12 protein-coding genes are annotated in these 13,505 nt (G+C 61.0%); 2 read left to right on the forward strand and 10 right to left on the reverse strand.

Translation table 11 applies throughout. The features are described from left to right. On the reverse strand, positions 1 to 543 hold a 543-nt coding region (locus tag Q0248_RS02490; RefSeq protein ID WP_299319341.1), incomplete at its 3' end, for a S1 RNA-binding domain-containing protein. A 686-nt stretch (positions 544 to 1,229) separates the two neighbouring features. Between Q0248_RS02490 and Q0248_RS02495 the strand changes: the two genes are divergently transcribed. Beyond that, on the forward strand, positions 1,230 to 1,922 hold the full coding sequence (locus tag Q0248_RS02495; protein ID WP_299319343.1) for a hypothetical protein: 693 nt from the start codon (positions 1,230 to 1,232) through the stop codon (positions 1,920 to 1,922). Then, the gene (locus Q0248_RS02500) at positions 1,909 to 2,571 is read left to right on the forward strand and encodes a hypothetical protein (RefSeq protein WP_299319346.1); all 663 of its coding nucleotides are present in this window, start codon (positions 1,909 to 1,911) and stop codon (positions 2,569 to 2,571) included. Before Q0248_RS02495 ends, Q0248_RS02500 begins: the two co-directional genes overlap by 14 nt. Before the next feature lie 81 nt (positions 2,572 to 2,652). Here Q0248_RS02500 and Q0248_RS02505 read toward each other — a convergent pair whose 3' ends face one another. The 9 genes from Q0248_RS02505 to Q0248_RS02545 form a co-directional block, all read right to left on the reverse strand. After that, positions 2,653 to 3,870 carry a glycosyltransferase N-terminal domain-containing protein gene (locus Q0248_RS02505; protein WP_299319349.1) on the reverse strand — a complete coding sequence of 406 codons (1,218 nt, stop codon included), beginning with the start codon at positions 3,868 to 3,870 and terminating at the stop codon, positions 2,653 to 2,655. Positions 3,871 to 3,880: 10 nt separating this feature from the next. Then, complete coding sequence (gene gltX, locus Q0248_RS02510) at positions 3,881 to 5,404, reverse strand: glutamate--tRNA ligase (RefSeq protein ID WP_299319352.1); 1,524 nt, start codon at positions 5,402 to 5,404, stop codon at positions 3,881 to 3,883. Positions 5,405 to 5,441: 37 nt separating this feature from the next. Further along, entirely contained in the window at positions 5,442 to 5,693 is a 252-nt protein-coding gene (locus Q0248_RS02515; RefSeq protein ID WP_299319355.1) for a hypothetical protein, read from the reverse strand. Between the two features lie 36 nt (positions 5,694 to 5,729). Beyond that, positions 5,730 to 6,635 carry a DUF4296 domain-containing protein gene (locus Q0248_RS02520; protein WP_299319357.1) on the reverse strand — a complete coding sequence of 302 codons (906 nt, stop codon included), beginning with the start codon at positions 6,633 to 6,635 and terminating at the stop codon, positions 5,730 to 5,732. Position 6,636: 1 nt separating this feature from the next. Then, a complete protein-coding gene (locus tag Q0248_RS02525; RefSeq protein WP_299319360.1) occupies positions 6,637 to 7,305 on the reverse strand; it encodes a lipoprotein signal peptidase in 669 nt (222 codons plus the stop codon). 1 nt (position 7,306) lies between these two features. After that, positions 7,307 to 7,690 carry a TraR/DksA C4-type zinc finger protein gene (locus tag Q0248_RS02530; RefSeq protein ID WP_211789447.1) on the reverse strand — a complete coding sequence of 128 codons (384 nt, stop codon included), beginning with the start codon at positions 7,688 to 7,690 and terminating at the stop codon, positions 7,307 to 7,309. A 68-nt stretch (positions 7,691 to 7,758) separates the two neighbouring features. After that, complete coding sequence (gene ileS / locus Q0248_RS02535) at positions 7,759 to 11,184, reverse strand: isoleucine--tRNA ligase (protein WP_299319364.1); 3,426 nt, start codon at positions 11,182 to 11,184, stop codon at positions 7,759 to 7,761. Between the two features lie 463 nt (positions 11,185 to 11,647). Continuing rightward, positions 11,648 to 12,793, reverse strand: coding sequence for a galactokinase (galK, locus tag Q0248_RS02540; protein WP_299319367.1), 1,146 nt, complete (start codon positions 12,791 to 12,793; stop codon positions 11,648 to 11,650). A 103-nt stretch (positions 12,794 to 12,896) separates the two neighbouring features. Further along, positions 12,897 to 13,394: a hypothetical protein gene (locus tag Q0248_RS02545; RefSeq protein ID WP_299319369.1), complete on the reverse strand. Its 498-nt coding sequence runs from the start codon at positions 13,392 to 13,394 to the stop codon at positions 12,897 to 12,899. Between the last annotated feature and the right edge of the window lie 111 nt (positions 13,395 to 13,505).

The raw sequence follows: 13,505 nt of genomic DNA on the forward strand, positions 1-13,505 counted from the left end.
GATCTTGACGATCTTGAACTCCATGGTCTTGTCTACATAGGCATCGTAGTCACGGATAGGACGTACGTCGATCTGTGAACCTGGGAGGAAGGCTTCGATACCGAAGATGTCGACGATCATACCGCCCTTCGTACGGCTCTTGACGTAGCCTCGTACCACTTCGTCCTTCTCGAGGGCTTCGTTGATACGATCCCAGCTGCGTGCGATGCGAGCCTGTCGGTGCGAGAGCACGAGCTGGCCCTTCTTATCTTCTTGCGATTCGATGAAGACTTCTACCTTGTCGCCTACCTGCAGCTCAGGGTTGTAGCGGAACTCGGAGGCACTGATCGTCCCCTCGCTCTTGAAGCCGATGTTGACCGTTACTTCGCGCTTGTTGATAGACGTGACTGTACCTACTACAACCTCCTGGTTCTTCACCTTGTTGAGGGTGCTTTCGTAGGCTGCTTCCTGCTCCTGGCGCGAGCCAGTGCCAAAGACTTCTCCCTGCTCAAACTCATCCCAGTTGAAGTCCTGGAGTGGCTTGATAGCGTTCAAATTTTCCATTGAGTTAAACATACTAATTATTACACACGAGTTACCTCTCGTCCGCCCCTGCCATGCCCCTCGTGTAGAGTCGCCGCGCAGATGGGCGGGTGAAAAGTGCCACAAAGGTATAAAAACTATCTGATACTACCGCACATAGAGCGCACACGAAGCCTACTGACTGCCACCTCGCCTCGAGCGCGCTGCTCTAAGGGCTGGGGAAGGCTTGCACTTCGTCCTTTGAGCGAGGCTACTAGCCCTAAGCGATCACCGCTCCTCAGGCTAGGCTACTGAGGTAGGCGAAGCAACCTCTGCCTTCTCGATATTTCCTGCTAAGCTATTGTTTTTTAGAACGCTAAAGGGCCTCTAAGTAGGCCCTTAGTGCGGCCCGAGCTGAGGCTCAGTGCGCCGACATCCTTGCCACAGCGCTGTGATGGATATCCCTTAGACTCCTGGCTGATATTCCTCGCGCTCGTCAGGGACGTCTCTCAGCGAGCTGGCTGATATCCCTCACGGGCGCTCCCCCATAGCCGAGCGCTGCTGGGGCTGAGGTGCTGGCTCGTCTCTCCGTAAGCTAGGCTAAGGGCTAAGCGGGCGGTATGGGGCCTTAGCTCCAGCAGGGAAGCGGCGTTTGCTTGCGCTAAGGAGCCTTATTCCGTATCTTTGTCCTGTTGCTTTTGAGTCAATCTCGATTAACTTATTCCATTATGATACAGCATCCTCTCCCACCATTCGAGCATCGGCGTGCGCTGCGGCACAGTTGGCTGCTCCTGACGCGCCGTCGGGGGCTCGTATGGTTGACCTTCCTCTATATCTTCTGCCTAGCCAGCTTCTGGGTATGGAGCATCCTTCCTCTAGATAAGTTGCTGCTGGGCCTAGAGCAGGGGAATAGTTGGCTATCGCTACTGGGCTACATCCTCCCCATCCTCCTCTGGTGGTGCCTCACTCAGCTCCTTGACCTCAGGCTGACCCAGACGACGCTCGGGATGATCAAGACGGGAGACCGCAGCTACCGCCTGCCCTGGAAGGAGGCGCTACGCCGCTGGCTGCCCTATATGGGCCTAGCCTTGGTACTCCAGCTGGTCTTCCTTGTCGGGGGTAGCCTCATGCTCGTGCCTGGTGCCTACCTCCTCTTGCGCTTCAGCTTTGCTCCTAACCTGAGTGTAGACCAAGGCCTTGGGCTAGGGGCCGCACTGCGTGCCTCGTGGCGTCTGACGGAGGGGCACTTCTACCTCCAGCTCGCGGCCTTGGGGCTTGCGCTGGGGCTTAGCTTCCTCGCCTCGAGCTTCGTCCTCGGCATCTATATCTCCTATCCGGTGCTGCGGCTCTACTTTGCCCAGCTCTATTATTATCTGCGCGCTGAGGGCGTGCCTCATGCAGTAGAAGGTGCGCAGGCCTAGCCTCACGCGCCTACGTCGCCGCCTGCCGCGACTAGGGGCGAAGCTGCAGCTCGGGCAAGGCCTCAAGCGAGCTAAGCGCCTGCTGCTGAATCAGCGTGGCGACGGCGTGCACTCGCCCTTTGCCTTCGGGCTGATCCATCGCGTGATACGTAATCGCCGTCCCTATTACTGCTTCGCTCCGCTGCGTGAGGAGCTCCGAGTCCGTGCGCGTAGCCTCTCGCAGGAGGCGCTGCGTAGCCCTACGGCGCTGGAGCTCATCTACCGCCTCCTGCAGGAGCTTCGCCCTAGTGAGGTTGCCTACCGAGCAGCTGCCGTGAGCATGCTGCCGTGCTACCTAGAGCAGTCGGGCTTGCCTTGCCTCGAGCTGGAGTCTCAGACGCAGGAGCTCGCCCCGCGGAGCTGCCTCATCCTCGAGAGCTGGCCCACGGAGGGTACGGAGCTGGACGAGCTGACGTCCCAGCTCCAGGAGCTGTGTCAGCAGAGCCCCGAGTTGATGCTTTTCGTCCATCTGCCGCGGCCCCGCTTCGGCCGACAGCTCGAGCAGCTGCGCGCTGAACTACAGCCTCAGCTGGTGCTGGACCTACTGGACCTACAGCTGTGGTTCTTCGATCCCAGCCTTACCCCTAGCCGCTATAAGGCCGTCTACTAGCCTCGGGATCTCAGCGATCTAAAAAGCGAAGCCCCCGCATCTCCTCAGATGCGGGGGCTTCGCTTTTATATAGGACTTATCCTAGAAGAGTTCGCTGAGGAGCTGCTCGGTGGCTCCGCGCTGCTCGGCGAAGAAGTGCTCAAGCTGCTGGGCGACCTCGCGGCAAGCGGCCTCGTCGTCGAAGCGCTGCAGTAGGGCAGCGAAGTCCTCCTCGCTATGAAGTACGAAGCCGAGGCCGCGCTGGATGAGCTCACGCACCTCACGATGCTTGTGCACCTCGGGCCCGAAGAAGACGGGGATGCCGTAGACGGCTGCCTCCAGCGTATTGTGCACGCTCTTGCCGAAGCCTCCTCCGACCCAGGCGTAGCGCCCGTAGCGGTAGATGGAGGAGAGCAGCCCGAAGCAGTCGATGATGAGGCAGTCGTAGTCCCCTGTCGCTCCCGCCTGCAGCTGGCTGTAGCGTATGGAGGGGCGGGTAAGCTGTGCCTCAATGGCCTGGAGGTGCTCCTCGTGGATCTCGTGAGGCGCGATGATGAGCTTGTATTCCTTGCCCAGGCGGTTGAAGTAGGGGAGTAGGATCGCTTCGTCCTCAGGCCAAGTGCTGCCCGCGACGAGTACCTTGCCCTCTAGGGCAGCTGCCTCGGGGATCGCTCGGGCTGTGCTGGCGATCTCGATGACGCGGTCGAAGCGCGTGTCCCCCGCCACAGAGACGGCCGTGATGCCGTGTCGCTGGAGCAGCTGGCGTGAGTCCTCATCCTGTACATAGAGCCGCTCGAAGAGCGTCAACAGGCGCAGGTACCATTTGCCCCAGGGGCGGAAGAAGAGCTGGTCGGGGCGGAAGATCGCCGAGATCAGATAGGTCGGTATCCCACGCTCCCGCAGCTCGTAGAGCATCGTCGGCCAGAAGTCGTACTTGATGAAGATGGCCTTGGACGGGCGCGCTAGGTCAAGGAATCGACGGACGGAGGAGCTGCGGTCGGAGGGTAGATAGACGACCACATCGGCCCCCGCGTAGTCCTGACGTACAGTGTAGCCCGAGGGGCTGAAGAAGCTCAGCAGGATCTGATACTCGGGATGCGTGCGGCGCACAGCCTCCATGAGGGGACGCCCCTGCTCGAATTCGCCGAGCGAGGAGGCGTGGAACCATACGACGGGACGTGTCGCGTCCAGTCGCCCGAGGCGCAGCGGTGTGTCCTTGCGCCCCTCGATGATGAGGCGTGCCTTGGGACTGAAGCGTGCCGCTAGGTGTAGCCCTGCCGAGGCAAGGATACCTGCGAAGCTATAGAGCGGATTCTTCAAACTCGGTGACTTAGCCTAGCTGGTTAATCGCGCGCTCGAGGCGACGCAGGGTCTCCTCCCTGCCGAGGAGCGCTGTGATGTCGAAGAGGTGGGGGCCCTTGGCAGCACCTACCAGAGCGAGACGGAAGCAGTTCATCACTGCCCCGAGGCCGTAGCCCTCACGCTCGATCCAGGCCTTGACCTGCTCCTCAGTGCTGTCTGCGGGGAGCTCGGGCTCGAGCCCTGCCAGCAGCTCCGCAAGGGCACGCATCTGGGCGGCGCTATCTTCCTTCCAGCGCTTGGAGACCGTCTTGGGGTCGTACTCCATAGGCGCGACGAAGAAGAAGAGGGCTTGATCGAAGAGCTCGGGCAGCGTCTGAGCACGCTCCTTGACGAGCGCGATGACCTTAGCGACGAAGGCCTGATCGTAGCTGATGCCTTCTTCCTCGAAGCGCGGACGGAGCAGCTCCGCTAGGCGCTCGTTGCACGCCTCCTGGATGTAGTGGTGGTTGAACCACTTGCCCTTCTCGTAGTCGAACTTAGCCCCAGCCTTACTGCACTTCTCTATGTTGAAGTACTGGATCAGCTCCTCCATGCTCATGACCTCGCTGTGCTCCATACCGGGATTCCAGCCTAGGAGCGCGACGAAGTTCACCACGGCCTCGGGCAGGTAGCCGCTCTCGCGGTAGCCTGAGGAGACGTCCCCCGTCTTGGGATCGATCCAGCGCAGGGGGAAGACAGGGAAGCCAAGGCGGTCGCCATCACGCTTGCTCAGCTTGCCATTGCCCTCGGGCTTGAGCAGGAGCGCTAGGTGGGCGAAGCGGGGCATCGTGTCCTCCCAGCCGAAGGCACGGTAGAGGAGCACGTGCAGCGGGGAGCTGGGCAGCCATTCCTCGCCGCGGATGACATGGGAGATGTCCATCAGATGGTCGTCCACGATGTTGGCCAGGTGGTAGGTGGGCAGGTCATCAGCACTCTTGTAGAGGACCTTGTCGTCGAGCACCGAGCTGTTGAAGCTGACGCGCCCGCGGATCATATCGTCGACCTCGACCTCCACATTGGGCTCGACGAGGAAGCGTACCACGTACTGCTGGCCTGCTGCGATGAGGCGCTCGACCTCCTCAGCAGGGAGCGTCAGGGAGTTGCGCATCGAGCCGCGCGTCGTAGCGTCGTACTGGAAGTTGGCCTGCGCCTTGCGCTGCGCCTCGAGTTCCTCGGGCGTGTCGAAGGCGATGTAGGCCTTGCCTGCATCGAGGAGCTGCTGCACGTACTTGCGGTAGATATCTCGGCGCTCGCTCTGGCGGTAGGGGCCGCAGTCGCCGCCATAGCTTACTCCTTCGTCAAAGTGGATCCCGAGCCACTGGAGGGCCTCGATGATGTAGGCCTCCGCCCCAGGGACGAAGCGCTGGCTGTCGGTATCCTCGATGCGCAGCAGGAGCTCGCCGCCGTGGCGCTTAGCGAAGAGGTAGTTATATAGTGCTGTGCGCACGCCGCCGATGTGGAGCGCTCCCGTAGGGCTGGGGGCGAAGCGTACGCGTACCTTTCTATTAGTCATCGGTAATGAGGTGTTAGATGTGTGGGACCGTAAGTGATTACTGGACGGAGGGTCGGAGGAGCTGCCAGCCGCTATGCTCGGCGAGGAGCTGCTGCAGCTCGGCGAGTGGGGCGCGACGAGGCTCGGTAGCCAAGGGGCAGGTCGGAGCCTCCAGTCGGAGCGTCCCCTCGAGGAAGACGGTACGAGCACACTCGCCAGTGAAGGGCTCGAGCTCGAAGCCTCCATACTCGAGCGGACGTACCAGCACCATGGGGCAGAGTAGGGAGCCTACCTGTAGGTAGTGGCTCACGTAGCTAGGGGGAGGAGAGGGCATCATACCAACGTACTAGAAGCTGCTCTCCGTATCCGCCGTCGTCGGAGGTGGGGGGACGTCATTGCCTAGAGGAGGGGCATCCCGCAGGGTATCTGCACGCTCTAGGCTGGGAGGTGGTGCCGCGAGCGCTGCCGTAGAGTAGCGAACGAAGCTGAAGCTGTCGATCGCCCAGAAGCCGCGCTTGGGGAGCTGGGGGACGTAGCCTACGACGCGGCCGAAGGAGGAGCGCATCTGCTTGCCCTCAGGGACGCGGAGGCTGATGCGGTAGAGCTTGCCTGGGGCCTTGAGCTCAAGCGTCTTGCGTACCACCGTAGAGTCCGTACAGCATAGGCTGAGTTGCATACGTAGCGGCCGCTTGGCCTGCGCAGGCTGCCCCGAGAGACGCAGGACGAAGGCCAGCTCCGTGCCCCCAGCGTAGCTTTGGTCGGGCGTGTAGCTGAAGCTCCGCTCCAGGTAGGCCTTCCCCGCGTGGAAGCTGACGCTATCCCGCAGTAGGTTCACGGAGTCGACGTTGCCCGCCTGCCACTGCCAGAGCTTGGCCTGGATGGCGGAGAGGCTGTCGCTACGAGCCTGCAGGAGCTGCCGCCGCTGCTCGAGCTCCTTGTGCGCTGCGTCGTAGATGTCCTTGTAGCTCTCGAGGTCATGCTGGCTGTACCATACGAGTGAGCTGTCCCAGTCGGCGAGCGTAGCATCGTGGCGGCCAAGGATAGCCGCATAGCCCACTAGGCGCAGGCTGTCGGGGAGGCTACGCTCCGCGAAGTTCTGCTCGGCGATGACCATCTCTGGTAGCAGCTCCTGCATCGTCTTGACCCCAAGCCGCTTCCAGGGCTTGGAGCCGCAGCTCGAGAGGAGACTGAGGCTCAGCACGAGGCCGCAGCCTAGCGCTAGGGAGGATACGTGACGCGAGGGACGAGCCATACTACTGGGCTGTGCTGTCTGTCTCCTCAGTGCGCTGGGGCGAGAGGAGCTCTAGGGCGAGCGAGAAGCTGCGTCTGTAGAAGAGCAGCAGGAGTACTACCCCGACAGAGATACAGGCGTCAGCGAAGTTGAAGATCGGGCTGAAGAAGATGAAGGGCTCCCCCGCGTGCACCGGGCTCCACTCGGGATAGGTGGTGCGGATGATGGGGAAGTAGAGCATGTCTACGACCTTGCCGTGGAGGAAGTCCCCGTAGCCAGAGCCCCAGGGTACCAGCTGCGCCACGGCGCCTCTGCTGGAGCTGAAGATCTCGCCGTAGAAGAGGCAGTCGATGATGTTGCCGAAGCCTCCGGCGATGACCAGCGATAGGGTGAGCAAGAAGCCCAGCGAGAAGCGCTGCATCCGTATGATGCGGATGAGGTAGTATAGCCCAGCGCTCATCGCGATGATGCGGAAGAGCGTCAGTAGCAGCTTGCTCCCTATCGTGATGCCATAGGCCATGCCTTCGTTCTCCACGAAGTAGAGCTTGAACCACGAGGCGATCTCGATCATCTCGCCCTCTACCATAGAGGTCTTGACCCAGATCTTGGAGGCCTGGTCGATGATGAGGAGTAGGAGGATGAGCCCGCTACATAGGACTAGAGCCTTGCTAGTGCCCTTGCTTGATGTCATGTTACTTCTTCTCGTTGAGCTTGGCCTCGATGCTCAGCGTCGCGTGGGGGACAGCACGTAGGCGCTCCTTGGGGATGAGCTTCCCCGTCTGACGGCAAACGCCGTAGGTACGGTTCTCGATGCGGCGCAGTGCGGCCTGTAGGTTATGAATGAACTTGAGCAGACGCTCGGCCATGCGCCCTGCCTCGCCCTTGGAGAGGGAGGCAGCACCTTCGTGCACGGCCTTGAACGTCGGGAGGGTGTCTGCGACGTCATTCTCAGAGGAATTAGTAGCGCTCTCACGCAGCTGCTCGTAGTCACGGATGGCCTGCTCGAGCTTGGCCTCGATGAGTTCGCGGAATTCCTGAAGTTCTTCCTCAGTGTACGCAGTCTTTTCGATACTCATAGGATAGGGGTAGTGGAGTAAGTCCCACCATACGGCCCCGAGAGGCTGGATGGTGGGACGAAGTACGGTTAATTGACTCGTTGGATAGCTATAGGTAGCTGCTTGTCGTCTAGCTCTAGCTCTGCTGTGGGCTTGAGGCTAGCGCTCTGGGTGATGCTGTCGGCCTGTACCTCCTTGGCTATGTAGGAGGCATATACAGCGAGCACACGCGTGAGCTCATCGTCCTCGGGGAGCACGATCGTGATGCGGTCGCTGACCTCGTAGCCGCTCTGCTTGCGCAGGTTCTGTATGCGGTTGATCAGCTCGCGCGCCGTGCCCTCGAGGCGAAGTTCCTCGGTGAGCGTGATGTCTAGGGCTATGGTGAGCGTCCCCTCGTTGGCTACGAGCCAGCCAGGGATGTCCTCAGAGTAGATGTCTACGTCCTCGCGCTCGATGACGACGGGCGTGTCGGCGATCGTCAGCTGGAGGGAGCCCGTACGCTCGATCGTGGAGATCTGCTCCTGGCTCAGCTCGGCGACGGTGGCCGCGATGGCCTTCATGATCTTGCCGTAGCGTGGGCCGAGGCGCTTGAAGTCAGGGCGTATCTTCTTGACCAGGACGCCGTCGCCGTCGGAGACGAACTTGAGCTCCTTGACGTTCACCTCGCTCAGGATCAGCGGTACGACGGGCTCGATGGCGAGCTTGTCCTCCTCGTTGACGATGGGGATGAGTAGGTGCTGTAGGGGCTGGCGTACCTTGATGCTGACCTTGCGGCGCAGGGCGAGCACCATCGAGCAGATGGACTGGGCGAGGGCCATGCTACGCTCCAGCGAGCTGTTGATGCAGCTGCGATCCGCTACGGGGAAGTCCGCTAGGTGTACCGAGCTCTCGGTAGCATCTGCACGGCCCGAGACGAGGTCGCGGTAGAGCTGGTCAGCGTAGAAGGGCGCGATGGGGGCCATGAGCTTGGCGACCGTCACGAGACAGCTGTAGAGCGTCTGATAGGCGGCGAGCTTGTCCGTGGTCATCTCCCCAGCCCAGAAGCGGCGGCGCGAGAGGCGCACGTACCAGTTGCTCAGCTGCTCGGATACAAAGTCGCTGATAGCACGGGCGGCACGCGTGGGCTCGTAGTCGTTGAGGTCGCCGTCTACCTCGAGGATGAGGCTGTTGAGGCTGGAGAGGATCCAGCGGTCGATCTCGGCGCGCTCGCTCAGGGCTACCTGTGGCGCCTCGGTGTCGAAGCCATCGAGGTTGGCATACAGCGCGAAGAACTGATAGGTGTTGTAGAGCGTGGCGAAGAACTTGCGGCGCACCTCGTCGATGCCCTCAAGGTCGAACTTGAGGTTGTCCCAAGGCGAGGAGTTGCTGATCATATACCAGCGCAGCGGGTCGGAGCCGTACTGCTCGATCGTCGCGAAGGGGTCGACGGCATTGCCGAGACGCTTGCTCATCTTGTTGCCGTTCTTGTCCAGCACGAGCCCGTTGGAGATGACGGCCTTGTAGGAGTTCGTCCCCGAGACCATCGTAGCGATGGCGTGCAGGGTGAAGAACCAACCGCGCGTCTGGTCTACGCCCTCAGCGATGAAGTCTGCGGGGAAGACGCGGCCGCTGTCCAGCAGCTCCTTGTTCTCGAAGGGATAGTGCACCTGAGCGTAGGGCATAGCACCTGAGTCGAACCACACGTCGATGAGGTCGCTCTCTCGACGCATAGGCTTGCCCGAGGGGGAGACGAGGATGATGTCGTCCACATAGGGGCGGTGGAGGTCGATCTTCTGATAGTTCTCCTCGGTGTAGACCCCAGGCTCGAAGTCCTTCCAGGGATTCTCGGCCATGAAGCCCGCAGCTACCGCCTCCTCGATGCCGGCATAGAGCTCGGCGACGGAGGTGATGCAGCGCTCTTCCTTACCATCCTCGGTGCGCCAGATCGGGAGCGGTGTGCCCCAGTAGCGGCTACGGGAGAGGTTCCAGTCCTGGAGGTTCTCCAGCCACTTGCCGAAGCGGCCCGTACCCGTGCTCTCAGGCTTCCAATTGATGGTCTCATTCAGGCGCATCATCTCCTCGCGGCAAGCCGTGGAGCGGATGAACCAGCTATCCAGCGGATAGTAGAGGACGGGCTTGTCCGTGCGCCAGCAGTGGGGGTAGGAGTGCACGTGCTTCTCGATGCGGAAGACCTTGCCCTGCCCCTTTAGTAGGAGGGCGATCGTGACGTCGAGCGTCTCATCGTCATCCCCCAGCGTATCGTCGTAGGCATTCTTGACGAAGCGCCCAGCGTATTCCTTATATAGATCTACGTTCACGAAGTCACGGACGAACTGCTCGTCTAGGTGCTCCAGCGGGTAGAGGCGCCCCTGCATGTCGACCATGGGGCGAATGTTGCCCTCGCGGTCCAGCACTGTGAGCCCAGCGATGCCAGCGGCCTTAGCCACCTTGCTGTCGTCGGCCCCGAAGGTGGGGGCGATGTGTACAATCCCTGTACCATCGGTCGTGCTGACGAAGTCGCCAGCGATCACGCGGAAGGCCTCACCGTCGGGACGCATCCAGGGGAGGAGCTGCTCGTAGCGGGTGCCGACGAGCTCCTGCCCCTTGTAGCGGGCTACGATGAGGTAGGGGAGCTTCTTGTCTCCAGGCTGGTAGGCGGCTAGCGCTTCCTCTCCCTCGTGCTCGGAGGAGACGAAGCTGTGGAGCAGCTGCTCGGCGAGGACGACCGTGATGGGCTCGCCGCTGTAGGGATTGAAGGTGCGTACGGCTACGTAGTCGATCTCGGGGCCGACGCAGAGGGCGGTATTGGAGGGCAGCGTCCAGGGCGTGGTCGTCCAGGCCATGAAGTAGGGCGCGCCGTGCCCGAGGAGCTCAGCCTTCGGGTCGAGGATGCTGAAGAGCGCCACGCAGGTCGTATCCTTGACATCGCGGTAGGCGCCTGGCTGGTTCAGCTCGTGCGAGCTAAGGCCCGTACCTGCAGCAGGGGAGTAGGGCTGTATGGTGAAGCCCTTGTAGAGGAGCCCCTTCTGATAGATCTCGCCCAGCAGCCACCATAGGGTCTCGATGTAGCGGTTGTCGTAGGTGATGTAGGGGTGCTCCATGTCGACCCAGTAGCCCATCTGGCGGGTCAGCTCCTCCCACTCCTGCGTGTACTTCATCACCTCGCGGCGGCAGGCGGCATTATATTCGTCTACGCTGATCTTCTTCCCGATGTCCTCCTTGGTGATACCGAGGGCCTTCTCTACGCCTAGCTCTACGGGCAGGCCGTGGGTATCCCAGCCCGCCTTGCGATCTACGCGATAGCCCTTCATCGTCTTGTAGCGGCAGAAGATATCCTTGATCGAGCGCGCCATGACGTGGTGGATGCCAGGCATCCCATTAGCCGAGGGAGGTCCTTCGTAGAAGACGAAGGAAGGGGCTCCCTCACGGAGCTGGAGGCTACGGTCAAAGAGGTGCTCGTCCTGCCAACGCTGTAGCACGGACTTGTTGATTCCCGAGAGGTTGAGCCCCTCGTATTCAGGGAATTTGAAGCTCATATAGCGTATCTATTCTATTTAGGTCTAATTGTCTCAGAGGGTGCACGCACGCGGCGCTCTTGCCTCGCTCTGGTCTCAAAAGTGCTACAAAGATACGTTTTTAGCCTTAATCACCCTAGGGGCAGCAAGATGCGTGTAGCTAGGGCACAGCCCAATTCACGGCGGGGGAAGAGGTCCTAATTAGCCTTACAAAGGGCTACTCCAAGCTCGTGGGGGTGCTTCGGGGAAGGACTCCCCGCGGGCGGATGCTGGGAGGCCTTTCTTTAGGCTATAGTCGGAGCGCTCTGACGGGTGTCAGTCAGGAAGCTGAGGGACGGCAGTGAGCGCGCTGATGGACGCCCCTCAGCGCGCTCACTGATACCAGTCAGTAGCGTAGGCTCTAGGACGTCGCCGAATAGGACAGGCCGCTGCCCCTCGCGTGAGGAGCAGCGGCCTGCCACATTGGATATAGGTGGAGTCGCTCCTAGAGACGACGCGAGCCGTCGGAGATGACTACGTCGTAGAACTTAGGCGTACGGCCGTACTTAGCTTCGTAGCGGCTCTTAGCCTCAGCGACGAAGCGGTCATAGAGCTCGTCCTTGATGAGATTGATGGTGCAGCCACCGAAGCCGCCGCCCATGACGCGCGAGCCCGTGATGCCCAGCTCCTTGGCTAGGTCGTTGAGGAAGTCCAGCTCTTCGCAGCTTACTTCATAGAGCTTGCTCATGCCGTGGTGCGTCTCGTACATCTTCTGCCCTACGGTCTCGTAGTCGCCCTTGTCGAGGGCATCGCAGACAGCCAGTACGCGGTCTACCTCGCCGATGACGTAGGAGGCACGCTTGTAGTCCTCTTCGCTGATCTCAGCCTTCACCTCGTCGAGCATGGCGAAGGAGGCGTCACGGAGGAACTTGACCTCGGGGTGACGCTTAGCGATAGCAGCGACGGCAGCCTCGCAGCTCTCGCGGCGCTTGTTGTAGGCCGAGCTAGCGAGCTCGTGCTTGACGACGGAGTCTACGAGCAGCAGACGATAGCCCTTAGGATCGAAGGGGTGGTACTCGTACTCCATGCTCTTACAGTCGAGACGGATGAGCTTGCCTGCCTGGCCGAAGACCGAGGCAAACTGGTCCATGATGCCACACTTGACCCCGATGTAATTGTGCTCAGTAGCCTGGCCGATCTTGGCCAGCTCCATCTTCTCGATGCCGAGGTGGAAGAGGTCGTTCAGCGCGAAGGCGAAGGTGCTCTCCAGCGCAGCCGAAGAAGACATCCCAGCACCCAGAGGCACGTCGCCAGCAAAGACCGTGTCGAAGCCACCGATCTTGCCGCCGCGCTTCTGGATCTCGCGGCAGACGCCGAAGATATAGCGAGCCCAGGACTGCTCAGGAGCGTCCTCCTCTCTGAGACCGAACTCTGCGCTCTCGCCCAGGTCAAGGGCATAGGCGCGTACGCGGTCGGTGCCGTTGAGGCGGATCTCAGCGACCATGGCCTTGTCTACCGCACCGGGGAAGACGAAGGCACCGTTGTAGTCGGTGTGCTCCCCGATGAGGTTGATACGTCCAGGGGAGGTGAAGAGGATGCCAGGCTCGCCATAGAGCTCGGCGAACTTGCTGCGGATCTGTGTCGTGTCCATGTCTTGTGTCTGTGTATTGATATGTGTGTGTAGAGGAGACTCCCCATGCTCCAGGAGCGCGTGTGGCGCCGAGGAGCATGGGGAGTGATGCTTAGTAGCGTGCTTAGGGGAGCTGCTTGACCTTGTGACCACTCAGCGCGTAGAAGAGGAGATAGGCCTCTGCCACTACGACGATGATCCAGGTCCACTGCCAGCCACCGAGGCTATCGGCGAGGATACCCTGTGCGAAAGGTAGGATAGCACCACCGACGATACCCATCATCAGCGCGCCAGAGCCAGCCGAGGTGTACTTACCCAGCTTGTCGATCGCCAGTGAGAAGATAGCTCCCCACATGACGGAGTGGAAGAGCCCAGCACCGACGAGGAGGTAGGGATTGTCCAGGAGCATACCTCCGAGGACGAGGAGGCCAGCGCCGCTAGCGGTGATGGTGAGCTGCTTGTTGGCGCTGATGCTGCTGAGGAAGCTACCACAGAGACGACCGACGAGCATCAGGCCCCAGTAGATTGTAGCCAGGAGGGCAGCGTCCTGGGGCTGGAAGCCGAGGCTCTGGCCATAGAGGTTGATGTTGTTCCCGACAGCGACCTCTACCCCTACGTACATGAAGATGGCGACGACGCCGAGGGCGAGGTGGCTGAAGCTCCAGACGCTCTTCTCGAGGACTAGACCCCGACTTCTACCCCAACGTAGACTGGTCGAAACTTCTTCTTAAAG

This window comes from uncultured Porphyromonas sp. (assembly GCF_938046015.1).
In the GTDB taxonomy this organism is placed as follows: Bacteria; Bacteroidota; Bacteroidia; order Bacteroidales; family Porphyromonadaceae; genus Porphyromonas.

Bases quoted from the DNA above. Each gene is read 5' to 3' on its own strand.
- Q0248_RS02495 (WP_299319343.1), top strand. From the start codon at position 1,230: ATGATACAGCATCCTCTCCCACCATTCGAGCATCGGCGTGCGCTGCGG.
- gltX (WP_299319352.1), bottom strand. From the start codon at position 5,404: ATGACTAATAGAAAGGTACGCGTACGCTTCGCCCCCAGCCCTACGGGA.
- Q0248_RS02520 (WP_299319357.1), bottom strand. From the start codon at position 6,635: ATGGCTCGTCCCTCGCGTCACGTATCCTCCCTAGCGCTAGGCTGCGGC.
- Q0248_RS02525 (WP_299319360.1), bottom strand. From the start codon at position 7,305: ATGACATCAAGCAAGGGCACTAGCAAGGCTCTAGTCCTATGTAGCGGG.
- Q0248_RS02530 (WP_211789447.1), bottom strand. From the start codon at position 7,690: ATGAGTATCGAAAAGACTGCGTACACTGAGGAAGAACTTCAGGAATTC.
- ileS (WP_299319364.1), bottom strand. From the start codon at position 11,184: ATGAGCTTCAAATTCCCTGAATACGAGGGGCTCAACCTCTCGGGAATC.
- galK (WP_299319367.1), bottom strand. From the start codon at position 12,793: ATGGACACGACACAGATCCGCAGCAAGTTCGCCGAGCTCTATGGCGAG.
- Q0248_RS02545 (WP_299319369.1), bottom strand. From the start codon at position 13,394: ATGTACGTAGGGGTAGAGGTCGCTGTCGGGAACAACATCAACCTCTAT.